Origin of the sequence: Aquimarina intermedia (assembly GCF_008124785.1) — a bacterium.
Taxonomy (GTDB): domain Bacteria; phylum Bacteroidota; class Bacteroidia; order Flavobacteriales; family Flavobacteriaceae; genus Aquimarina; species Aquimarina intermedia.
The window spans coordinates 230,528-254,527 of record NZ_VNHU01000005.1 but is presented as its reverse complement, the minus strand read 5'-3'; the positions used below and the strand labels follow the sequence as shown (position 1 = coordinate 254,527).

Annotated in this window: 26 protein-coding genes; 11 read left to right on the top strand and 15 right to left on the bottom strand. The window is 37.7% G+C overall.

Annotated elements, in window-relative coordinates:
• Window positions 1–165 precede the first annotated feature (165 nt).
• The 11 genes from BD809_RS09635 to BD809_RS09585 form a co-directional block, all read right to left on the bottom strand.
• Window positions 166–849 carry a hypothetical protein gene (locus BD809_RS09635; RefSeq protein WP_148782753.1) on the bottom strand — a complete coding sequence of 228 codons (684 nt, stop codon included), beginning with the start codon at window positions 847–849 and terminating at the stop codon, window positions 166–168.
• Between the two features lie 28 nt (window positions 850–877).
• Window positions 878–1,327 carry a hypothetical protein gene (locus tag BD809_RS09630; RefSeq protein ID WP_148782752.1) on the bottom strand — a complete coding sequence of 150 codons (450 nt, stop codon included), beginning with the start codon at window positions 1,325–1,327 and terminating at the stop codon, window positions 878–880.
• A gap of 759 nt (window positions 1,328–2,086) precedes the next feature.
• Window positions 2,087–3,526, bottom strand: a complete 1,440-nt coding sequence (locus BD809_RS09625) for a TolC family protein (protein WP_148782751.1) — start codon at window positions 3,524–3,526, stop codon at window positions 2,087–2,089.
• Window positions 3,527–4,903: an HlyD family secretion protein gene (locus tag BD809_RS09620; protein WP_148782750.1), complete on the bottom strand. Its 1,377-nt coding sequence runs from the start codon at window positions 4,901–4,903 to the stop codon at window positions 3,527–3,529.
• The gene (locus BD809_RS09615; RefSeq protein ID WP_148782749.1) at window positions 4,896–6,563 is read right to left on the bottom strand and encodes a peptidase domain-containing ABC transporter; all 1,668 of its coding nucleotides are present in this window, start codon (window positions 6,561–6,563) and stop codon (window positions 4,896–4,898) included. Before BD809_RS09615 ends, BD809_RS09620 begins: the two co-directional genes overlap by 8 nt.
• A 111-nt stretch (window positions 6,564–6,674) precedes the next feature.
• Complete coding sequence (locus BD809_RS09610) at window positions 6,675–7,010, bottom strand: hypothetical protein (protein WP_148782748.1); 336 nt, start codon at window positions 7,008–7,010, stop codon at window positions 6,675–6,677.
• A complete protein-coding gene (locus BD809_RS09605; protein ID WP_148782747.1) occupies window positions 7,007–7,675 on the bottom strand; it encodes a TetR/AcrR family transcriptional regulator in 669 nt (222 codons plus the stop codon). Before BD809_RS09605 ends, BD809_RS09610 begins: the two co-directional genes overlap by 4 nt.
• Before the next feature lie 155 nt (window positions 7,676–7,830).
• Window positions 7,831–8,244 carry a rhodanese-like domain-containing protein gene (locus BD809_RS09600; protein ID WP_148782746.1) on the bottom strand — a complete coding sequence of 138 codons (414 nt, stop codon included), beginning with the start codon at window positions 8,242–8,244 and terminating at the stop codon, window positions 7,831–7,833.
• Window positions 8,245–8,248: 4 nt separating this feature from the next.
• On the bottom strand, window positions 8,249–8,566 hold the full coding sequence (locus BD809_RS09595; RefSeq protein WP_148782745.1) for a rhodanese-like domain-containing protein: 318 nt from the start codon (window positions 8,564–8,566) through the stop codon (window positions 8,249–8,251).
• 89 nt (window positions 8,567–8,655) lie between these two features.
• The gene (locus BD809_RS09590) at window positions 8,656–9,282 is read right to left on the bottom strand and encodes a thioredoxin family protein (protein WP_148782744.1); all 627 of its coding nucleotides are present in this window, start codon (window positions 9,280–9,282) and stop codon (window positions 8,656–8,658) included.
• A 32-nt stretch (window positions 9,283–9,314) separates the two neighbouring features.
• On the bottom strand, window positions 9,315–9,848 hold the full coding sequence (locus BD809_RS09585; RefSeq protein ID WP_148782743.1) for a TlpA disulfide reductase family protein: 534 nt from the start codon (window positions 9,846–9,848) through the stop codon (window positions 9,315–9,317).
• Window positions 9,849–10,051: 203 nt separating this feature from the next.
• Between BD809_RS09585 and BD809_RS09580 the strand changes: the two genes are divergently transcribed.
• The 11 genes from BD809_RS09580 (at window position 10,052) to BD809_RS09535 (ending at window position 18,620) form a co-directional block, all read left to right on the top strand.
• Window positions 10,052–10,504, top strand: coding sequence for a MarR family winged helix-turn-helix transcriptional regulator (locus tag BD809_RS09580; RefSeq protein WP_148782742.1), 453 nt, complete (start codon window positions 10,052–10,054; stop codon window positions 10,502–10,504).
• 26 nt (window positions 10,505–10,530) lie between these two features.
• Entirely contained in the window at window positions 10,531–11,100 is a 570-nt protein-coding gene (locus BD809_RS09575) for a YceI family protein (RefSeq protein WP_148782741.1), read from the top strand.
• A 236-nt stretch (window positions 11,101–11,336) separates the two neighbouring features.
• On the top strand, window positions 11,337–12,734 hold the full coding sequence (locus tag BD809_RS09570; protein WP_170251846.1) for an anthranilate synthase component I family protein: 1,398 nt from the start codon (window positions 11,337–11,339) through the stop codon (window positions 12,732–12,734).
• Window positions 12,735–12,868: 134 nt separating this feature from the next.
• Window positions 12,869–13,438, top strand: coding sequence for an anthranilate synthase component II (locus BD809_RS09565; RefSeq protein ID WP_148782740.1), 570 nt, complete (start codon window positions 12,869–12,871; stop codon window positions 13,436–13,438).
• A gap of 42 nt (window positions 13,439–13,480) precedes the next feature.
• Window positions 13,481–14,473: an anthranilate phosphoribosyltransferase gene (gene trpD / locus BD809_RS09560; RefSeq protein WP_148782739.1), complete on the top strand. Its 993-nt coding sequence runs from the start codon at window positions 13,481–13,483 to the stop codon at window positions 14,471–14,473.
• Between the two features lie 3 nt (window positions 14,474–14,476).
• Window positions 14,477–15,265: an indole-3-glycerol phosphate synthase TrpC gene (gene trpC / locus BD809_RS09555; RefSeq protein WP_148782738.1), complete on the top strand. Its 789-nt coding sequence runs from the start codon at window positions 14,477–14,479 to the stop codon at window positions 15,263–15,265.
• 10 nt (window positions 15,266–15,275) lie between these two features.
• Complete coding sequence (locus tag BD809_RS09550) at window positions 15,276–15,962, top strand: phosphoribosylanthranilate isomerase (protein ID WP_246131494.1); 687 nt, start codon at window positions 15,276–15,278, stop codon at window positions 15,960–15,962.
• A gap of 43 nt (window positions 15,963–16,005) precedes the next feature.
• Window positions 16,006–17,187 (top strand): tryptophan synthase subunit beta, encoded by a 1,182-nt coding sequence (gene trpB / locus BD809_RS09545; protein ID WP_148782737.1) that lies wholly within the window; start codon window positions 16,006–16,008, stop codon window positions 17,185–17,187.
• Window positions 17,188–17,246: 59 nt separating this feature from the next.
• Window positions 17,247–18,008: a tryptophan synthase subunit alpha gene (gene trpA, locus BD809_RS09540; RefSeq protein ID WP_148782736.1), complete on the top strand. Its 762-nt coding sequence runs from the start codon at window positions 17,247–17,249 to the stop codon at window positions 18,006–18,008.
• Between the two features lie 335 nt (window positions 18,009–18,343).
• A complete protein-coding gene (locus tag BD809_RS15615) occupies window positions 18,344–18,484 on the top strand; it encodes a hypothetical protein (RefSeq protein WP_170251844.1) in 141 nt (46 codons plus the stop codon).
• 1 nt (window position 18,485) lies between these two features.
• Window positions 18,486–18,620 carry a 30S ribosomal protein THX gene (locus BD809_RS09535; RefSeq protein ID WP_148782735.1) on the top strand — a complete coding sequence of 45 codons (135 nt, stop codon included), beginning with the start codon at window positions 18,486–18,488 and terminating at the stop codon, window positions 18,618–18,620.
• Window positions 18,621–18,627: 7 nt separating this feature from the next.
• Here the strand turns inward: BD809_RS09535 and BD809_RS09530 are convergent, their stop codons facing one another.
• The 4 genes from BD809_RS09530 to BD809_RS09515 all read right to left on the bottom strand — a co-directional run bounded on the left by BD809_RS09530 (window position 18,628) and on the right by BD809_RS09515 (window position 23,904).
• Window positions 18,628–19,302 (bottom strand): uracil-DNA glycosylase family protein, encoded by a 675-nt coding sequence (locus BD809_RS09530; RefSeq protein WP_148782734.1) that lies wholly within the window; start codon window positions 19,300–19,302, stop codon window positions 18,628–18,630.
• A gap of 169 nt (window positions 19,303–19,471) precedes the next feature.
• On the bottom strand, window positions 19,472–21,130 hold the full coding sequence (locus BD809_RS09525) for an MBOAT family O-acyltransferase (RefSeq protein ID WP_148782733.1): 1,659 nt from the start codon (window positions 21,128–21,130) through the stop codon (window positions 19,472–19,474).
• Window positions 21,123–22,403, bottom strand: a complete 1,281-nt coding sequence (locus BD809_RS09520; RefSeq protein WP_148782732.1) for a GDSL-type esterase/lipase family protein — start codon at window positions 22,401–22,403, stop codon at window positions 21,123–21,125. The genes BD809_RS09525 and BD809_RS09520 overlap by 8 nt, the downstream gene beginning before the upstream one ends.
• A complete protein-coding gene (locus BD809_RS09515; RefSeq protein ID WP_148782731.1) occupies window positions 22,393–23,904 on the bottom strand; it encodes an SGNH/GDSL hydrolase family protein in 1,512 nt (503 codons plus the stop codon). The genes BD809_RS09520 and BD809_RS09515 overlap by 11 nt, the downstream gene beginning before the upstream one ends.
• Window positions 23,905–24,000 lie beyond the last annotated feature (96 nt).

Sequence of the window (24,000 nt, the reverse complement as noted above, 5' to 3'; positions counted from 1 at the left end):
TGAATGCCTTTTAAGACCTGAAATAAAGCGTTTCGAGCTATTTAGTATTGCAATAATTACTAGTATATCGTTTCAGAAAACCAGCGCTTAGACCCAAGATTTTATACCAATTTTATCTTTTTTGAGGGCTTTTGCAACGGTTACCGGTGTTAGCAGTATACCTTTTTATTTTTCTCTGTTTTCATAGAAATATTCACCAAGTTTGACAACCTTATCCTCTATCGAGTCTTTCGCTTGATTTCTGAATTGGTTTAATAGTTTGTTGGCTTTTTCATTATCGAACGTCTTTAGTGTCTCATATGCATCAGCCCGATAAACTTCGAGTTCGGAGTTGTCAAAAAGAATTTGTCCCATTTGTTCAGTCGCAGGTTGATATTCAATTTTCTGAAGTCCAAGAATGGCATAGCGTCTTGACTTCATTTCCTTATCTTTGATTTTATCAGTCAGTATTGGACCAATTTCATAACCTGCTTCTTCAATCGGTCTGACAATGAATCCTTCGGCAACTGATTGGTTATGAAAAACAGAGTAGTAATGGAAAGCACATTTTTTGTCGATTACTTGTCTAACTGTGAAGTGATAAGTTAAAGTCAATACTATTACGATTCCCGCTGTTTTGAAATTCTTTTTTCTCAGTTGGAGAAGTCCGAATATAACTAAGTTTGCTGTTACCACCCAAAATATTGTCTTGTAGAAGAATATCGAAGTCAGGGCAATGTCAAGCATTAGCAATTCTTTTCCTTCCGGGTTCCAAGCGTAATTGTCCGTCCAAGCCCACATTTTCCAAAATCCAATTACCAACAAACTGGTAATCAAATAAGGTAATATTTTCTTGGTGAATGTCTTCATTTTAGGTTGCTGCTAACGTCTCTTGTATTTATTTTTTTATTCTTTTCCCTTTCACGAACTTTACTTCTTCTTTAAGCTTTCCATCACAGCTATAAAATCTCCATTTTCCTTCCATTGAATAATCTGCAACAGGATGTTCATCATAAATTCCAAATCCTTCTGATTCTAATGAACCATCCGTTCTATAATTTTTCAAATAACATTTTGTTACCCCATTTTCAAGTTCAGTTGGGTTAATTATTTCAAACCAAACCTTTCCAAATAATAATTGTTGGGTTGTTGAGTCATTTAATTGTTTTGGAACTACATTTCTTGGTTCGTCAGTAGGTCCATTTAAATTCCACTCTTCGGGACAAGGATTTTTTCGAGGATCATCTGAATCATTAGCAACCTTAGTTTGATTTACCGTCTTACTTTTCGATTGATCTACACAACCTAGAATTATTATCCCAATTAGGAAGATTAAGATTAGTCTCACCTTTTATTCAATTAAATACAAAACTATTATACAATCATCCTTCGTAACTATATTTATCTTATAAAAGTAACACAAAGCTACCAAGTGGGGTGAGGATTTGGTTTTACTGATGACTAAACTAATAATTTTATTTTGAATAAGCTAATGTCAGGTAAAAGGCACGAGGCAGAAGACAAAAGATTATAGAAGGGAGACAAGAAACGGGAAGGCAGGATACATGATGATAACCTTCAATTCTTGATTTTCGATTGACAACTGATTAACTATTCATCACTTTTACCTTTAGCATTTAAAATGCAATGGCCAAACTTCGATATTCGATATTTTATTTTCGATATTCAGTATTTCAAATAAATCCTTTCCCACCATTGGGAAAGTTTCAGGACTCGGGCGGCACACTTTCACACCACCGGAAAAGCTTCAGGACACGGGCGGCAACTTTCCCACCATCGGGAAACCTTCAGGACTCGGGTGGGACGTTTTCCCACCACCGGGAAACGCTCAGGACACGGGCGGCAACTTTCCAAGCAGTGGTAGCAAGGGTTTACAAAAAATGACTTTTTAATGAATCATGTGTTTTTAAGGCAATTTTTGCTAAAATACAAGGTGAAAGTCTGTGTAGATGAAACAGGACCTTAGGAATCAGGAGTCAGGAACCATAATTCTCTATTCCGTGTTCTTTTCTCTCTGTTCTTTTCTCTCTGTTCTTTTTTCTCTGTTCTTTGTTCTATACTTCTTGTTTCTTACAAAACCAATCTCCTACTCTATCGACACCCCCAACACATTAAACAAGCTTGCATTGGCATGTAGCAATTTTACCTGCAAGGCATTTGCCTTCAATAAGATCTCTATCAATTTTTGTTCGCGAGAGTTAATCAAAAACAACGAACTCTCTCCCAACTCAAATTTACGTTCTTCGGCTATTAAAAGCTTTCGATAATTACCCGCCATATCCAAAATAAGCGCATTCTGCTCTGTCAATGAGGCTATCTCCACACGCGTAGCTTCAATCTTATTTTGTAATTCAACCGTTACGGACATACGTTCAAACGTAGCATCTTGCAGCTTATACTTCGCTAATTGTACCTCGCCTCGCTCCTTTCGTAGAAATAATGGAAAACTAAAATTAACACCGACTTTATAGTTCGCAGTGTTCAGCGTATTCACCTGCTCGGCTTCCTGCGTCAAAAAGTTATATTGCAAATCAAGTTTCGGTAATAATTTATTTCGTTTCAATCTGCGATCGATCGCCAAGCCTTCTATTTTGGCAGTTAGGCTTCGCAATTTAGGATGATTGGTTTCCAGATCGTTTTGCATTTGATTGGTTTGTAGGCGCAATGAAGCGTCCAGCATTTGCATAGTAGGTAATTCCGGCTGTACATCGTCCTGTATTTCCAGTGGTACTTCATTCAGCCATAAAAAGTTGCTGGTCTTAAGTGCTGCTTTTCTTTTTTTGAGTTGCGCAGCTTCCAGATCAAGTTGTCGTGTTTGATAAATAATACGTGCTTCGGTAGCATCGATGGCTGCTTTTTCACCTACCTCAACATTACGTTGTACACCCTCATACCGTATTAGGGCATTCTGTAAAAAATTCTCGTAAATATCTTGTTCGTTTGCTGCTTCAGCCCATTCAAAATATGCTTTACTAGCTTCAAATATCAAGGTGTTGACTAATAAGGTTCTGTCAGCTTCCGTTTGATCCATAAACACGCGTGCTTTTTTAAGCATGGCCATCCGTTCGTTCATCAAAAATCCCTGCGCCAGCGAAAATGAGACTCCTGCACTATACAAACCATCTTCGGGTACGGTGAGACTGGGATCCAAAAACTGTCCGCTGTTTTCTTCGTACTTAGCGTTTAGCTCGATTCCATACCAGGTCGGTATCTTAAACGCTCCGTTTAACTGATCATAGTATTCGGTTCCTTTAAATTTTTTACGATCATAATCTACCTCAATCTTCGGATCAAAACCTCCACGAGCCCGTAGCAAGGTAGCTTCACCCACGCTGAGCTGTAAATTTGCTTGCTTGATCAACGGATGATACTGTTTTACATAACCCAAATACTCCTCAAATGTCAAGATTTGTTGTAGTGAATCTGTCGAGCTTTGCTGAACCCGCGTTTCTGATTGCTGACTATAGGCTGCATGACCAACCACAAGACTGCATAGTGCCAGTATGTATAGAATAGGTGTGTTCATCTATTTTTCAGTTTTATCTGATGTATCGGATTTGGTTTCTTCTTGAGTTTTAGCTTCCGATTCATAATAATTAGGAGGAAAACCGTTAAGCTGACGCCAGATTTCATACCAAATAGGAACATCTTCCAATAGTGCAATGGTATAGGCTCCGGAGCCTACACGAATATTTTTTGGCCAGCTCGTATCTTCTTTATCAGGCGCAATTAGGATTCTGAATTTACCATTTTTACTAATAAAATTTTCTATAGCAACTACCTTACCGCCAAAGGTTCCAAAAGAGGCATTGGGCCAGCCATTAAAAAAGATTGCGGGCCAGCCGTCAAATTGAATACGTACATCTTCTCCCAAATGAATTAACGGCAAATCTAAAGGTTCGACATAGGTTTCAACTGCCAAATCATAGTTAGCCGGCATAATACCCACCAATTTTTCACCTTCTTTGAACGTTTCTCCGATTCCGCCGAATATTGCTTTGGTTATATATCCATTTTGTGGCGCAGTGATATAATAGAGATCATTACGCATCTGGTAGTTAGTGGACTGACTTTCCAGCTTGGTCACTTCTCCTTCAGCTTCAAACTGGTTGGACTCTGCGGTAAAGCGATCACTACGTGCTTTTGAAATCTTATCAGTGTATTCTGCCAACGTTCTGCTAATTTCTAATTGTGCATTGATAATTTCGTTTTGGCTTGACAATAGTTTATTTTCTTGCGAAATTAATTTTGCCTGCGTCTCTTGCAATTTTAGTCGTTTTTCCTCTACATCGGTTACTGCCTTTAATCCTTCGTTTTGCAGTGTCACAGTTCTGTTGTATTGACGTTCGGCAATATCCAGATTTGTTTTTGCTGCCTGAAAGTCGATACTATCACTTTTCACCTTAAGCCGAGCTTGTACCAGCTTATTTTTGGCCTGTTTTAATTTGAGTGCCTGTTCAGCTTGTAATGCTTCAATCTGGTTACCCAGTGCTTTTATTTTTTCCTGATAGGACTGTACTGATCGACTCTTGGCATCTTTTTGCTGATTGGTACGCTCCACTAATCGAGGATCCTGGTACTCATTTTTAATTTCTGAAATATGTAAAATTGTATCTCCCTTCTTCACATAATCCCCTTCTTTGATATACCATGCTTCTATGCGGCCGGGGATTGGGGACTGTATCGTCTGTGGACGTTGATCGGGTGTTAAGGTAGTCACATAGCCATTACCGGTTACATTTTGAGTCCATGGCAAAAACAATATAATGACTCCTAAGATCGCAAAACCTAAAAGGAAGCGATTAAAAAGTTTAAAGTGCGCCGTTTTGAACGCTTTCGCGAAAGCGGTATACCCTTCTAACGTTACCGTTTTATTAAGTTGGTTATTTGATATATTAAGCATTGCGCGTATGATTTAAGGTTCCTTCATTAAGTTCTAAGGTTGACGAGGCCTTGCGAAGCCAAAGTGGGTTACGAGAAGCCACAACAATTGCCCAGGATTGTTCCGGTCTCGTTAGATATTCGATAATCGCAGCAGCTTCATTGGGTTCAAAGTGTTCCAGCGGATCTTTTAACAATAAAAGCTTCGGTTCGTGAATGATGGCTCTGGCCAAAATAATTCGCTTTGAGATGGTGTAAGGCATTTGCTGTCCTTGAGGATATAACATGGTCTGCAATCCATTAGCTTGTTGCTTTACAAACGATAATAAGCCCAGACTTTTAAGCACTTCATGTACGCGTTCTCTGGTAATAGTGGTGTCTCCAAAAGTGATGTTTTCCAAGATTGTTCCTTCAAAGGGTTGTTGCTCGGGTAACACCTGCCCAATATGACTGCGATAACGATTAGGCCAAATTCCTTTGATGGAAGCATCGTTAACATACAAAGTACCGGAAGTTGGGTAGATAATACCTGAAAGCAATTTAAGCAACGTAGTTTTTCCTGAACCGGAGGGACCCCCCAGCACAATTCTATCTGATTGAGAAATTGTTAGATTTATATTTTTTAGAATTGAAAAGTCATCGGTCGTAGTATAGGCTACATTTTCTAATTCAATTTTAAGATCTTGCTGATTTTCGAAAGGATCCACACCCTCTTGAGGTTCGAGCTCTTTATCTACTACTTGTCCGATTTTTTCTAAAGAAGTCAGGACATCATAAAAGGTCTCTAGCCCTTTGATCAGTTTTTCTACCGAAGTAATTACCAACAGTATTATAATCTCTGCAGCTACAAATTGTCCGATATTCATTTGCTGATTAAGTACCAATAGCCCACCTACAATTAATAGACCGGCAGTAACCAAAATCTTGAAACCCACCATTTGTATAAACTGAATCAGTAATATCCTGAAGTGACTTTCTCTTGCTTCCAGATATTCGGTAGTGAGTTTATCATTGCGATTCATGGCAAGCGAAGTATTACCTGATAGTTTGAAACTTATCAGAGAACGCGTCGTCTCCTGTATCCAGTGCGCAACTTTATATTTGTTTTTGGATTCTTTAAGACTGGTTTCTAATCCCTTGTGTGCTGTAAATTTGAAAACGATATAAATTAGTACGATTAATAATAAGCCGTAGATAATAAAAAATGGATGGTAAAAAGAAAGCAGTAAGATTCCAAAAATAATCTGAAGCACCGCAGCCGGAAAATCGATCAGGAGTTTAGATAATCCTTTTTGCACAGTTAATGTATCAAAAAAACGATTGGCCAACTCCGGAGGATAATAGTTGCGGAGTTCACTGGTTTTAATTTTAGGGAAACGATAGATAAATTCAAAGGAAGAACGTGTAAAAATTTTCTGCTGAATATTCTCTAAAATCCGAATCTGCATAATTTGCAAGCCTCCCTGAAACGCTACTCCCAGCGTTACCAATACTACCAAAACGATCCAAGAGGAAGATACCTGTGCCCCTTGAATCAGATTGATTATTGCCTGAATACCTAAGGGCAAGGATAAGGACACCAATCCGGCGAATACGGCATAATACAATATTTGTCGGATATCGCGTCTGTCTAATTGCAACAAGCCAACAAATCGTTGCCAAGGCGACATAGTTTTTTTCATTTATTTTGGATTTGTAGCGACACATTAGATATGATTATAATGTATCGGTATAATAAAAGGGTTTACTAAAAAGCAGGAAAAAGTTGTTGTTAAGCACAACACTGAGAAGTATTAAGATAAGACTATATCGGGAGGCGGAATAGGAATATCCAGAATAATTTCTGAAAAACCAAAGGTCGTATAGTTCCCAAAATTAGTTGAGGACATGATCTCGCCCCATAAGAAAGAAACTAACAAAGGTTGATCTAACTTATAATGATCTACCGTGGTTTGCAAGTTATGATCTTCCTCATTATTTTCTTCACTTCCTAAGATTAAAACAGTAGGAGAAGTGTCTTCCAGAAAAAACATAATTTGCAAAACCGGCTGTATAAAAACTAACGACAGTGTCATGATGACTGCCATTAACCTAAGTGATGCTTGTGTTTCTCTTAACCCCTTTTTCATTGAATAGTTTTTTGAACAAGTTCTGTATAAAAACGAACAATGTAGTTTTCACCTTCCTTTATATCGGTAAGTGTTGGCAAATGCTTAGAGAAATATCGCTGATGATGGGCTCCTTCGATCACAGTAGAAACCAACATATGCGGAAATTCAAATGCAGGATTCACATTCAGCACCAATTCACTAACACGTTGTACAACGCGCTTATAGGTTTTGTAATATCCTTTTTCATTTTCCGCATCAATATCTTTGGTATAATAGGCTTTGGTAGACTCTGAAATAATAATCTGATATAATAAAATCTCATTAATATAGGAGAACGAATGATCCTCGGTAACATCTTGAGTTAATAGAATGATAGCTTCGTGTAAACGGACTTTGGGATCGGTAACATTAGTTGTGGCAAATACCAATTTGTATTCGATCCAACTCCAATACCAACTAATAAGGTAAACTAACAAAGCATGTTTACTACTAAAATAGCGATAGACAGAACTTTCATTTGAACCTATGGCTACCCCGAGTTTTTTAAAAGTAAAACTCTCGAAGCCTAACTCATTGATCATTTCGATACCTTTTGAAATAATCTTTCGCCCCAGTACCGAAGAATCAGGATCTTTGGTATAGAGTTCAGGGCTAATAGTAATATGAAGTGATAATCTTTCCATTTGTTTATCTTACAAAGGTAATAGTATTACTATTGAATAATAAAAGTTTAACTTTTATTTAGTAAAGATCCTTCTGACTTCATGGAAGAAAATAGAAAGAAAAAAATCCTATCAGCTATGCCAATAGGATGTATAAGATTGGGTCTATGCATTATTTAGTCAACCGCTACTTCACGACCATCAAACTTCCATTGTGAAATTCCGCCATTTAAATCATAAATCTTGGTAAATCCAGCCTCTTTCATGATTTGAGAACATTTTGAACTTCGTCCTCCACGTTCGCAATAAACGATAACCGGTTTAGACTTATCTAATGTTGCTATAGAATCCATAAAGTTTTTATTCCTAAAATCTATATTTTCTGCCGCACCGATATAGCCGGTTTCAAACTCTTCTGGTGTACGAACATCGATTACTTGAATCTTTTGATCTTCCATCAATTTCACCATCTCTTCTGATGTAATTCGTTCGATAACCGCCTCGGTCGTTACCGGTTTCTTAGTCGTAGTAGTACAATTAGAAAATACTAAAAGCATTAACAGCACTACAATTCTGGGTAGGTAGTACATATGATTATGATTGTTCAATTGGACCCTCATAATTCATAATGCCACCTTCCAAATTATAAGTGGTCTCAAAACCCATTTGATTCATAAGTGTACAAGCTTGCGCACTGCGTGCTCCCGAGCGGCAATACACATAATAATTTTTTGATTTATCAAGCGCTCCCACTGCATCCAGAAACCCTTGTCCCTGTCTTATATCAATATGCTGCATGTTAGGCAAGTGCCCTTCTTCTACTTCCTCTTCGGTACGAACGTCCAAAACAATTGCATTATCATCCTTAGCTAACTGCTCATCCCACTCATTTTGACTTAAATCTACTGCCATTGGTTTATCTTTTTTAAAATTTCATACAAAGATAAGAAGTCTTGACAATATCTTCTGCTTTCTACTTTTTTTAGTTTTTGAAACTGACTTTAAGATTTGATACTACATCCTATGGCACGTGTAGTCTCTACTGGAACTGCCTTACCGGATAAGAGTGCATCTACAGCATTGCCAACGTATTTTTGATCCGCTTTATCAGCGTCCTTATAGTTATTATCAATTGCCCCGATATACTTAACTCTTAACGCTTTATTCTCTTTTTTAAGTACATACACATGGGGAGTTTTAGTAGCTCCGTATTGAGGGTAAATAGTTTGATCCTCATCAAAAAGATACGGAAAAGTAAATTGCTTGGAAGCTGCACGTTCCTTCATTTTTTCAAAACTATCTTCGGGATACGCCTTTGGATTATTTGGATTAATAGCAACTACGGGATACCCTTGTGATTTGTATTTTTGATCCAAGGCAATAATCCGATCCTCGTAAGCTACCGAATAAGGGCAGTGATTACAGGTAAAAATAATAATAAAGCCTTTTGCCTCGGGATAATCGGATAAAGAGACAAAAGAGTCATCTATATTTCTCAATTTAAAGTCAGTGGCAGCATCTCCTATCGCATAGCCGCTATCAGAATTTGAGTTCCCCACTTGATTGATCGCAAAAGAGCTTATCAGCACCATAAAGGCAACAGCTACTATAATTCTTATACTTTTCATAGTGAGAAATTCTTAAGGTTATTTATTACTTTTTAAGGAATAAACTTTTTTAGTTCTTTTTCCAATTCATTATAGGAGAATGATTGTTCGTAAAAATAACATTCATTTCCTTTATATATGTAGGTTGCAGGAATTGCCCCTGTCCAATCTTCATCTACTTTTGGTATCCATGAATTGGCATCCGGGTCATCCAAAACAACTACTTGACTCTGTATATTTTGACGCTCCAGATACGGAATTAGTTTAGATTCTATTTGTGAAGGCACGTCTAAACTTACCAAAATTACTTCAACGTTCTTATCTGCATAGGCGCTATTTACCAATTCAAAATAAGGCATCTCTTCAATACAAGGCTTACACCAGGTTGCCCAAAAATTCACCACCCGTATTTTGTCATCCTTTTTACCCAAAAGCACTTTGAAGTTTTCAAAATCATATACCGGAATAGCATAGCCCTTTGCCTCAACGATCGCAATGGGATCCATAATTATGGCCGGCTTCTGTTTACAAGAAAGCAAAAAACCGATCAAAACCAGATAACTCAAAGCAAAAGATATTTTTTTCATAGCAGTGCAAATTAGCATCTCCTAATTGCAACAAAAAGTTAATTAACAGCAATTAATACGCATGTTAGCAGAGTTTAAGATTATTTTAGTAACACCATACCTTCCTGTGATATCGAAAAAATTAACATAAGTTTAATGTATGAACCACTCCTACATTCTGTAACGTTACCTTATATTTGTACAAACAATTGTTGTGTATACAAATGAATATAGAAACCCTCATTAAAACCAAAGCGAAACTCCCCTTGCACAAAAAGGTGTTGATCAATTTGATTTATACGGAGCGTATCTTGAAAGAGCAGATTAATGCCGAGTTAAAATCATTTGATATCTCAGTGCAACAATTTAATGTACTTAGAATTTTAAAAGGTCAAAAAGGAACACCTGCCAATCTATCAACTATTCAGACAAGAATGGTAAGCAAGATGAGTAATACAACACGATTGGTAGATAAGCTTATTAACAAGGGTTTGGTAGAGCGTCGTGTATGCCCTTCCAATCGCAGAAAGATTGAAATCACAATTACTAAGGGAGGTCTCAACTTTTTAAGCGAAGTGGATCCGGTAATAGAACATCTCGAAAAAAAACTAACAGCTCCCTTCACAAAAAGTGAGTTGGAACAATTCAATACACTTTTAGACAAACTTAGATCATAAACAATCACTAATTTAATTTAATACTTATGAAAACAATAGTAACTTCAATAATTCTTGTAACTGCAACATTATTTACAACAACTGCAGACGCACAACGTAAGGACATCGACACTTCAGAGAGCACTATCGAATGGACCGGTAAAAAAATCACAGGATCTCACAACGGGACATTAAATTTTTCTAATGGATTCTTAGAATTTAAAGGTGATGCGCTGGTAGGTGGAGAGTTCACAGTAGATATGACGTCTCTTGTAGTAACAGACCTTGAGGCAGGTGAAGGAAAGGAAAAGTTAGAAGGACATTTATCTTCTGATGATTTCTTCGGAATCAAAAATCATAATACAGCAATGCTTACAATTAAGTCAGCAACTATGTCTGATGATGATACATACGAGGTTGTAGGAGACTTAACAATTAAAGGAAAAACACGACCTATCACCTTTGATATGTATGTAGATGAAGATATTGCTACTACTACTCTGGATGTAGATCGTACTAAATATGATATTAAATACGGATCAGGTAGTTTCTTTGATAACTTAGGAGACAAAGCAATTTCTGATGACTTCACATTAGATGTGACATTAAAAATGTAATTTTTTTGCATCTCACTATAATTATTTTATATCTTTGAGCAAATTAAAAGTAGAAATGAATTTAATCTTAACAAATACTTGGTGGTGGTCATATCAAAACGAAATCTCGTGAGATAGCTGCTATCATTATGTTAAGTAAACATATCCAAGGCTTGTCATCACGACAAGCCTTTTTTTGTGCTTAAAATTCAACCAGTGAACAAATCAAATAATTGCCAAAAAGATTAAACATTATTATGAGTTATACCTTAACCACACAATTCAAACAAATTCTGGCTGACACAATTACTCCGGTAAGTGTCTATCTCAAGATACGAGATCGCTACCCAAACAGTCTTCTGCTAGAAAGTAGCGACTACCGTGGTAACGAAAATAGCTTTTCATACATATGTTGTAATCCGATCGCAAGCATTAAGATCGAGAATGAAATCATAACGCAGACTTTTCCCGATGGTATCTCGTCTACTTCAAAAGTTGATGAACATACTGATGTCCCGGGAGTCATTGAAACTTTCGGAAAGCAGTTCCACACAGAAAAAAATGATTTCAAGTTCATTAATAACGGCCTCTTTGGATATATCTCTTATGATGCCGTTCGTTATTTTGAGGATATAGAAATTAGTAAGAAAAAAGGGGATCTAAAAATTCCTGATGTCTACTATGCTGTGTATCAAAACATCATAGCCATTAATCATTTTAATAACGAAGCTTATATTTTTGCACACTGTTACCAAACCGAGAATAATATTGCGCAAATAGAATCTCTGCTACAAGTTAAAAATTTTGCTTCTTATACCTTTGAGACGATTGGTGAGACCACTTCTAATCTTAATGATGACGAATACAAAGCTCAGGTAACTTTAGCTAAAAAGCATTGTCTACGCGGTGATGTCTTTCAACTCGTACTATCCAAACGATTTTCGCAAAAATTTAAGGGCGATGAGTTTAACGTATACCGCGCCTTACGTAGTATTAACCCATCTCCCTACCTATTTTATTTTGATTACGGAAATTTCAAAATTTTTGGGAGTTCTCCAGAAGCGCAGTTGGTAGTCAAAGACAAAGTAGCTGAGATTCATCCGATCGCCGGAACCTTTAAGCGAACCGGTAATGACGAACAGGATGCCGAACTGGCTAAAAAACTGGCAGAAGATGAAAAAGAAAATGCAGAACATGTCATGCTCGTAGATCTGGCACGTAATGATTTAAGTCGCAACGGCTCACACGTTATGGTAGAGAACTATCGCGAAGTTCAGTTTTTTTCTCACGTGATTCACTTAGTAAGCAAGGTGACCGGTAATATACACGCCGAAACCTCAACCATGCGTGTGGTAGCAGATACGTTTCCTGCCGGAACTTTAAGTGGAGCTCCCAAACACAAAGCCATGCAACTCATAGAAAAATATGAAACCGTCAATCGTGATTTTTATGGGGGTGCCATAGGCTTCATGGATTTTTCAGGCAACTTTAACCATGCTATTATGATCCGTACATTTTTGAGTAAAAATCACGAATTACATTGGCAGGCAGGCGCCGGTTTGGTGAATGAATCCAATGAAGAAAGTGAGTTGCAAGAAGTATACAATAAACTTGGTGCACTTACTAAAGCATTAGAATTAGCAAAAGGAATATAGGGGTATTACCCTTCGGGTCGGGCTATTTGCGCTACATGCCTGCCTTGACGGCAAGGCAGAGTAGCCGGCTGCTATCCCTAACACAAACAATATAAGAAATCATTCGATTCATACTCGAAAACAGCATACAAGCAATGAAAAAAATATTAGTTATTGACAATTACGATTCCTTCGTTTACAATCTGGTTCATTATCTGGAGGATTTAGATTGTGCAGTCACCGTACGACGTAATGATCAAATTCATCTGGATGAGATCGAAGCTTTTGATAAAATCTTACTTTCTCCCGGACCCGGTATTCCCGAGGAGGCAGGATTGCTCAAAGAGATCATACAGCGTTATGCCCCTACCAAAAGTATTTTTGGCGTATGCCTTGGTCAACAAGCCATAGGAGAGGTTTTTGGTGGCAGCCTGACAAATCTTAACGAAGTTTATCATGGTGTAGCTACCCAAGTAAAAGTAACTGTACCGGACGAGATTTTGTTTACGGGTCTCAATGAAGAATTTGCCGTTGGCCGCTATCACTCCTGGGTAGTTTCTGATAAAAATTTACCTACCTGTCTCAAGGTTACTGCCTATGATGAGAACGGACAGATAATGGCGCTGCGACATGACACATATGATGTTTGTGGTGTACAATTTCATCCGGAATCGGTGCTCACTCCCGATGGTAAAAAAATATTGGAAAACTGGGTGAATTTATAAGATCCTATTCCGTAAAAAAACGAACACGCTCAAAATTGTAAAATGAAAGATTTACTAAATAGATTAATTAATCACGAAACCATCTCAAAGGATGAGGCCAAGCAGGTATTGGTAAACATCTCCAATGGTGCATACAATCAAAGTCAAATTGCTTCTTTTCTTACCGTATACATGATGCGAAGCATTACTGTACATGAACTTGAAGGGTTTAGAGATGCCTTGCTGGAACTCTGCGTCGCTATAGATCTTAGCGACTATAATGCCATCGATTTATGCGGTACTGGAGGGGATGGCAAAGACACCTTTAATATCTCAACGCTCTCATCATTTGTTACTGCCGGAGCAGGCATACATGTAACAAAACATGGAAACTACGGAGTATCTTCTACTTGTGGGAGTTCGAATGTGATGGAACATTTAGGTATAAAATTTAGTAACGATAAAGATTTCTTAACACGTAGTATCGAAGAGACTGGTATATGTGTATTGCATGCGCCTCTTTTTCACCCTGCAATGAAAAATGTAGCACCCATACGTCGAGAACTTGCCATAAAAACATTTTTTAATATGTTGGGTCCTATGGTAAACCCGGCATTTCCAAAAAATCAGATTGTCGGCGTTTTCAATTTAGAATTAGCACGGATGTATGGATATCTCTATCAAAACACAGATAAAAACTATACTATCGTACATGCACTGGATGGCTATGATGAGATTTCACTTACCGGTGATACCAAAATCATATCGAATCATTCTGAAGGTATGTTGCGTCCACAGGACTTTGGCACTTCCGTCTTATCTCAGGAGGAGATTTCGGGCGGAAACTCTATTCAAGATGCAGCCACAATTTTCATGAATGTACTTTCCGGTAAAGGAACACAAGCTCAAAATAATGTAGTGTGCGCCAACGCAGGTATGGCAATCGCTACTGTAGAAAATTTAACGCCATTGCAAGGTTTTGAAAAAGCAAAAGAATCTTTACTTTCAGGCAAGGGATTAGAAGTATTAAAGAAGGTTCAACAGTTAAGCGCTTAAAAAATGAATATTTTAGATAGAATAGTTGCAGATAAATATAAAGAGGTTGCGCTGAAAAAACAACTCATTCCCGTAAAACAGCTGGAACAATCCGTATTGTTTGAGCGAGACACTAAATCTCTTGCAGATGCTTTAAGAACGAGTGATATTGGTATCATAGCAGAGCATAAACGAAGATCTCCGTCAAAATCAGTCATCAACAACAACACCTCTGTCGATACCGTCACCAAAGGGTATGAGAATGCAGGAATTAACGGAATTTCTGTGTTAACTGACGGAAAATATTTTGGAGGCTCCTTAGATGATTTATTGTTGGCTAGAGCAGCTGTACAACTTCCTTTATTACGTAAAGAGTTTATCATTGATGCCTACCAAATACTAGAAGCCAGAGCCTACGGGGCTGATGCAATTTTATTGATCGCTGCCGTGTTGAGCAAAGATCAAATCAAGGAATTGTCAACTTTTGCCAAGCAATTAGGATTGGATGTCCTTTTAGAAGTTCATAACCAAGAGGAATTAGAAAAATCTCTTATGCCCTCGCTGGATATGCTGGGGGTCAATAATCGCAATCTGAAAACTTTTGAGGTTAGTACCGACATTAGTAAAGATCTAAGCAGTCATATCCCAAATGACTTTGTAAAAGTATCAGAAAGCGGAATTAGTACAGTGTTAGCGATCAAAGATTTAAAGCAGTATGGGTATCAAGGATTTCTAATCGGAGAAAACTTTATGAAAACTGAAGATCCCGGTGCAAGCGCGATGGAATTTGTAAAACAATTGAGTGGTCAATAGATAAGCTAGTATGAAGAACTCAGTACAACTTAAAGTATGTGGTATGAAGGTGCCAGAAAATATCGAGGATGTGGCTGCATTGCAACCTGGATACCTGGGCTTTATCTTCTATGCGAACTCTCCACGAAATTTTGAAGGAAGCATCCCCAAATTATCGGAGGAGATTAAGGGTGTAGGCGTGTTTGTAGATGCCGAAATTTCTTTTATTCTGAAAACGGTAAAAACACACAAATTAAAAGCCGTACAGTTGCATGGTAACGAATCTGTAGCGTTTTGCACAAAATTGAGAAATGAATTAAATGTACAAGAGGCTAACCACAGTTCAAAAACGTCTCAAAACCAAATAGCACTATGGAAGGTCTTTTCGATAAAAGATCAGTTTGATTTTAGCCAACTCAATCCGTATGAAGGAATTGTTGATTGTTTTTTGTTTGATACCAAAGGAAAAAATAAAGGTGGTAATGGCGTAACTTTTGACTGGACTTTGTTATCAAAATATGAGTCAGATACTCCTTTTGTTCTTAGCGGTGGTATCGGACTTGATGAAGTTGATAGTTTACGAGAGTTTATGAAGCAACCGCAAGCGGCTAAGCTTCACGCAATAGATGTAAATAGTAAGTTTGAAAGCAAGCCGGGATTTAAAAACGCCGATCAATTAAAGATGTTTATAACTGACTTGTATCATCCAGGTCAGTGAATTAGTATAAATTTTCACACATAGAAGTTAATTAGAAAAAGCTATGAGTTATCAAGTTAATGAAAAAGGATATTATGGAGATTTTGGTGGAGCGTATATCCCTGAAATGCTCTATCCCAATGTTGAGGAATTGCGAACGCAATACATAAAGATCATGGATGAACCTTCCTTTCAACAGGAGTTCAATCAGCTATTAAAAGATTATGTAGGACGCCCTACGCCTTTATATTTTGCAGAACGTTTTTCTAAAAAATATAACACCAAAATCTATCTCAAACGTGAAGATCTGTGTCACACCGGTGCGCATAAAGTGAATAATACTATCGGGCAGATCTTATTAGCGAAACGACTGGGCAAACAACGCATCATTGCCGAGACAGGTGCCGGTCAACATGGCGTAGCTACAGCCACGGTTTGCGCTCTTATGGGGATGGACTGTATTGTGTATATGGGTGCCATAGATATCGAGCGACAAGCGCCCAATGTTGCACGTATGAAAATGCTTGGCGCGACAGTAATTCCCGCCACCTCGGGAAGTAAAACTTTAAAAGATGCTACGAATGAAGCAATTCGGGATTGGATTAACAATCCTGTCGACACACATTATATAATTGGCTCTGTGGTAGGTCCTCATCCGTATCCTGATATGGTGGCACGTTTTCAATCTATCATTTCTAAAGAGGTAAAATGGCAATTACAAGAAAAAGAAGGGAAACAAAACCCTGATTACGTGGTTGCTTGTGTGGGTGGCGGTAGTAACGCTGCTGGTATTTACTATCAATACCTGGATCAGGAAGACGTTGGTATTATAGCGGTAGAGGCGGCCGGAAAGGGAATTTATACAGGAGAAAGTGCTGCAACATCGGCTTTGGGAAAAGAAGGGATTATCCATGGTAGTAAAACCTTATTGATGCAAACAGAAGACGGTCAGATTACCGAACCCTATTCTATTTCTGCCGGTTTGGATTATCCAGGGGTTGGACCGATGCATGCTAATTTATTCAGGACCGGAAGAGGCGAATTTATCTCTATAACCGATGACGAAGCTATGGCTGCCGGCCTGGAACTCTCAAAACTGGAAGGAATTATTCCGGCGATTGAAACTTCGCATGCGCTCGCCATCTTTAAAGAACGTAAATTTAATCCGGATGATGTGATTGTCATCAATTTATCAGGACGTGGAGACAAAGATTTAAATACGTATATCGATTATTTTAAGTTGTAAAATACTTACTAAAAACATCGCATTTCTGAATTGTATAGAAATGTCTTAATAAAAAGTACATGAATAGAATACATAAAAAATTAGCCGAAGATAAAAAACTGTTATCTATCTATTTTACCGCTGGCTACCCAGCACTGACAGATACGTTCAAAGTACTGGAAGCTCTTGAAGAAAGCGGCGTTGACATGGTCGAGATCGGTTTACCTTTTAGCGATCCCTTAGCTGATGGCCCCACGATTCAGGAAAGCTCTACACAAGCGTTACGTAACGGGATGACTACCGCAGTGCTTTTTGATCAAATCAAAGATATTAGAAAAACGGTTAGCATTCCCCTATTGATTATGGGCTACTTTAATCCAATGCTGCAATATGGGGTAGAGGCATTTTGCGCAAAATGTCAGGAGATTGGAATCGATGGATTAATCATCCCGGATCTTCCGGTACAGGAATATACTGAGCACTATAAAGAGATTTTTGAACAGTATGGCCTTTCTAATGTTTTTTTAATCACGCCACAAACTTCTGAGGATCGTATTGACGAAATTGACAGTATTTCTAACGGTTTTATTTATATGGTAAGTTCTGCAAGTACTACGGGTGCCAAAAACAGCATAGGCGAAGAACAACAGCGTTATTTTGACCGTATCGCCGGACTTGGTTTAAAAACACCTCAAATTGTAGGTTTTGGTATTAGTAATAAGGAAACTTTTGAAAAAGCCACCAAAACTACAAAAGGTGCTATTATCGGCTCTGCTTTCGTAAAACATTTGACAGCACATGGAGTGGATCAGATCGATAGTTTTATAAAAGCGATACGTTAATTAAGATATTTTCATTGTATTAACACTCTGCTGTTAAACTATGTTATCTATTCGATATCAGTGAAGTTAGTGCTATATTTTTATATTTCACTTGCGTGATTTATTTTGTGTCACGCCAAAAAAATGTAGCATGAAAAAGTTTTTTAGAATACTCACAGTTGTCCAATTAGTGTATCAAGGGTATCGATACATAAAAGAGAAAAAAGAAGAACGAGCTGTCACGAAGACGCAATGATTTTTGAGAAAACTCTTAATTAACCTGAGTTTATGAGGGCTTTATCATTTTTTAAGACCTTAATCATCTATCTTTAGGTAACTCTAAAAATAATGATAGTATGGGAAGCATTGAAGATAAAAAGCTAAAAAGAAAAGATCAGGATAAACCGTTAGGTTCATTGGCCCCTAAGGATAAACCTAAAGACATATCGACTACCAAAAAAGGTTCGCTTAAAGAGAAAAAAGAAGAAAAATCATAGTATGGGAAAAGGAGATCGTAAAACAAAAAGAGGGAAAATTTTTTTGGGATCGTATGGAAGATTACGACCTCCACGTAGAAAATTTAAAATAAAACCTACCTCCCTGCCTCATGACCCGGATAAGGAACTCATGTAATTTTAATTTAAAAGAATTTTTTATATTGCAACACCCTGAAATCAATGGTATTGAATTCAGGGTTTTTATTTTTTAAGTGTTTGTACAACTCCATACTCCCGATAGCTCTGTTTGCAGCTCCGGAAGGTGCAGTTAAAGATACGGTTTTTATCGTACGTGTTGCGGTTGCTTCTTCATCATCGAGTAGTTGAAACTGGTGAATTCTTGGAATATCGTTAGTTAGGAGTTCCAGTTTTAAGTTACATTCTTTTAAATGTTTTCTAAAAAAATATTCAGGGCCATTTTTACTATTTCCCCCAGTGAATAGTAGGGTGTCAATACGCTTGTATTTCTTTAAAAATCCAATAAGATCACGTAACTCTATATTTTCCATACCCAGATCTGAAGCATCAATCTTGGTCCGCTGACAGGAGGCGACAATATCGCAAATTCCAATTCCTCTGGATTTCAAAAAGGCTTTGCGTTGCTCGATAGCTGACTCGGTAGTTTCATAGTCCAGCTTAAGCTCAAAAATTCTATCCAACACTGGCCAAAGCAGGCCGCTGATACTACCATAACAAAAATCCACATCGCCTTCTTTAAATTGCCCTACCGTAAATCTTGGCGGCGGTAAGGTCCCAACAATCAGCTTGGTGGCTCCCTCAGGAAAGTATGGTTCATACGGATGTGAATGATGAAACATGTAATAGTTCGTTTTAAATTGTTTTTGAACATCGTAAAGATACAAAGGTATCCTTACTTGCGTAAGCGATAGCAATGACATCCTTTTTATAGTTTTAAAAAAACCGTAAAAAGATATAATGGATAGCGCGACCCAAATGAAATGCCGGGATACGCCCTTCTTATTTTATTTAAAATTGAAAGTATATAAAAGGCTGAAAATCGGCTGCATAGGTTTGATAGCAAACTACAGCAACGATGACGGCTATAGCCCCCTTTATGATAACATGGCTGCGTATAAAACTATGTTCTATTTTGGTTTTCAATAAATTTGGTAACCAATGGGTAAGGTAACCTACGGCCATCACAATGAATACAAGGCGGTATTCATATAACACATTCCACGCATTTGACATGTTCATATTGGTCACTATTTGTTGATAGAAGCGGTCAATATGATCCATACTATTGCCTCTAAAATAAATTCTGGTAAAAGTAATAAAGACAAAAGTCAGGGCGATTTTCCAGCCCGTTATGATCCACAAACGGCTATTTTCATACGGACTTATGTTGCGCCAATATTTATAGAATACAATACCCAAGCCATTGAGCCCTCCCCATATTACAAATTTCCATGCGGCGCCATGCCATAGTCCTCCTACTAACATCGTTATCATAATATTGACATTGGTATTGAAATGCTTGGCCACTTTTTTTGAAAATAGGGTCACTAGCAACGCTATTACAATTACCGTTGCCGCCAATAGTGCTATTGCGTAATTGGAAACTGCTAACACACCTAAAAAAGTAAATAGTAAGATAAAGGTGTACGAAAAAATAGTACCGTTACGATTTCCACCAATGGGAATGTATAAATAATCTTTTAACCAACTGGATAAGGAAATATGCCAACGTTTCCAAAAATCTCCACAATGAATGGCTTTGTAAGGAGAGTTGAAGTTTTTGGGCAAACGATAGCCCATAAGTAAGGCTAAACCAATCGCTATATCCGTGTAGCCGGAAAAATCTCCGTAGATCTGAAGCGAATACCCAAACATTGCCATGATATTCGTAAATCCTGAAAACATTTCAGGCATATCAAAAACACGGTCCAAAAAATTTGCTGCAATATAATCAGCAAAAATCATTTTCTTAATCAGTCCCTTTAATATCATAAAGGTTGCTCTACCAAAATCAACTTTTGAGATACGTATCTCTTTACGAATTTGTGGAACAAAATCTGCTGCGCGCACAATAGGACCTGCCACCAGTTGTGGAAAAAAACTTACAAAGAACCCGAAATCTATCATAGACCGCAATGGTTTGATTTGTTTGCGATAAATATCGACACTATAACTAATCGTCTGAAAGGTATAGAACGAAATTCCAACCGGGAGTATGATACTGTCGACCGTAAAGTAATCTACCTCGCTCCAGGTATTCGCCCATTGGGCCAGATGATTGATCACCTTATGATCAGACTCAAACAAAGCATTGTAAGAGTCGGTAAAAAAATAAGCATATTTAAAATAACATAAGGTGGCCAGGTTGACGGTAACACTTACCGCTACAAGTGTTTTACGCGTCAACTTTGAGGTACTGTTATAGATAGCTTTGCCCAAAAAGAAATCATTAACTGTACTAAAGAGAAGAATACCCACAAAGAGTCCGCTGGTTTTATAATAAAACACCAAACTGATTAAAAAAAGGTATAAACTTCGCAAGCTTTTATTTGGATAAATAAAAGCATATACCAGGTAAATGACAGCAAAAAATATCCAGAAGTTAGCTTGTGTGAAAATCAAAGGAAACTCCTGAGAAAAATTAAAAATATCGTAAAGTCTATTCATTCACGATCTGTTTTAAAATGGAATCCGGTGCTAACTTAAGTTCTTTTTCCCAAGAGTTAGCTAATGCCTGCAACAACAAATCTGCCTTAATATGGTATCCTTTATGGGTAAAATGAATACGGTCTTTTGGCATGAGTTTATTTGCATACCACGCTTTCGACGAGTTAAAGCCACCCATGATCTCATAAAAATCCCAAACTGCCATATTATATTTTCTGGCGAGTTCATAAATAATTCCGCGTGAAATCCTGGTACGTGGATTGGGAAACTTTCGTTTGTAGTAGGAATCATTGGGTACGGTGAGTAGTATCGCACACTCCGGATTAACTTTGAGTACTCGCTGTATAAATTCTTCATAGTTTTTACGAAACGCCTCCGGCTCAAAATCCGGGTGGTAGGCGTCATTGGTACCCACTGATACTATAAATAAATCCGGAGTATACAATTGCAATTGCTCATCAAAATAAGCACTACGATTATAGTAGCTAAAGCTCGCTCCGTTCACTCCAATTGTAGTATACTCAATACCCTTACCATCATTCATCAACTCAAGTCCCATCATTAAAAATTCTGCATCTCCTGTATCTTTAACTTTACATACTTGCAACTCTAGTGTCTCGACGGATCGATGTAATTCAAATTCGATAAAATTAGCAGCGTGATTAATCGATCTACGTTTTATCAGCGATGTATCTTTAAGTAGTACTTCGTAATCATCTGTCCATGCATCATAAAACACTCGGATTTTGTCAAAATTATAGGTATTATCTGTATAATTATTATGATTTGCTTGTACCGCAAAGTTTGCTAAAGAATCTCTGAATTTGGCCGTAACACCAGACATTCCCCATGCAACACTATCTTTTCTGATAGAACATCTGTATCCTTGCCACTCGCCATCAAAATTCACTTGATAATTTGAAGGGTTATTTGTTTCGGCCATACGATATGGAAAAATAAAACCCCGTTGTCCTTTGGCTGTTTTGCTCATATGCTGCAAATAGGATCGTAGGCGGTTTGAGTAAATATCCGCTTGTATATGGGATCCCCCGATATGAAATACATGCACTTTCTCTTCTTCACCATTTGCTATCCTATTTAACTTTTGATATAGCTTTTTAAAGGCCGGTGAATACTCGGCCAGCTTTATTTTATTGGCGTTCCAATTAATAAATGAATATTCTTGCTTTACAGAGTCAATTACATAGTGCTGTGCCATAAGTGGTAAGCAAAGGAGCAGGAAAAAGAAAAATATTTGGTATTTAAAGTTCATTTTTTGAGGCGTTTAGGTCAAGGTATAGGGCTGTAAAAAAAAGTTCTGATATGATTTTAGTTCCTTTAGAGGTAAAGTGAGTATAATCGCTGCCTGCTAATTTTTGATCCACCCAATGTTTCATGGCGCCGGCTCCACCCATGGCATCAAACATACTCCAGTAAGCAACATTATTAGACAAGCAGGTCTCTCGTAAGGTATTGTTGAGATATGGCAATAAAGGATAGGTTTGCATATTCCCATTTACGGGAATACACATATCTGTGGGTCCGATAAAAATAAAACTAACATTAGGGTTGGTACGACGGCGCATCCAATTGACTTGACTTTTAATATAGTCAGCATATTCTCTGACTTTTAACGAGTCTTTCAGGTAAGGAACCGTATTCCCCCCGTATTGCATGATAATAATTTTAGGCTTAATCACCGAGACCATTTGTTTAAAGCTCGAAGCGCTGGAACCGGCAAAGATAGTTCCTGATGAACCTCGCATGGCTACGTTGTCCATTTGAATATCAGAATCTGCACCAAGGGTAAGTCCGTAAAAATCAGCACTCACTTTTCCTTTGAGTTCAATAACTAAGTTGTTCGGTGTCGTTTTAGTGCGAATCTGATACCGATGGTATTGACCATCTGCTATCAATTCATCCTGCTGAATAATTACACCATCATTTTTGACTACAATGCTAATTGGAAATGCACTGTTTCCATAATGCAAACCAATCGTTCTGAAGTTTCTGAATTTTGTATACGTTCTGGATGATTTTCCTATTTTGATTGTAGCGATTCTGGTAGGTAATGAGTCTATAGCTATACTATCTATTGGAACCTCTTGTAAAGGTGTAAATCGGCTAACCGACATAAACATACCATATTTCTTATGTTCGAAACGCTCTTTGGTTCTGTCAAAAATGGCAAAGCGCTCCCAGTTTTCGCTAGGCTCAACAATGGCGCTCACTTGTCGATATACGGGTTTTACAGGAATAAATCCCGGTCCGCTACCACCGTATATCCCTTGAAGTCTGTTTCTCAAATATCCGGTGATACGATCGCCTTCTATCTGTGAATCTCCGTAATGAACAATACGACAAGATGCAGAAGATAGCTGCTTCTTTAAGGTAGCTACAAACTCAGGGTTGCTTTGAGGATACTCAATTCGAGTAACCATCGCTGTGTCCAATCTAGAAAAATCAGGTGGTCGTTGTGATAAAGTAGTATTTAAAGTAGCAATCGTATCTGTACTTAGCGGTGTTTCATCTTCGACCGGTACAATTGCTTCTGTGATCGTTATAATTTCCTTTTGTAATGTTGTTGTGTCTTTGTTTGTCTTTAGAAAATTAGGAACCGTAGGATATTTAATATCCACAAATTCTAAGGCAAATCCATCCTCTGTCGTTTGTGCATGTTGAATTGCCTCGTCTTGGCTCAAAAACATAAGTCCAAACAATGTGCCTAATACCAGGAGGATAAACGTTGCAATTTGTATGGGTTTAATTCTCAAAAGATTGTATGGGTACGTTACTTTCAGGTAAAAATAGTAAGATTTTACTAATATCAAATTTTACAACGAGTGTATCCCGTTAAAGTCGGGAGTAAT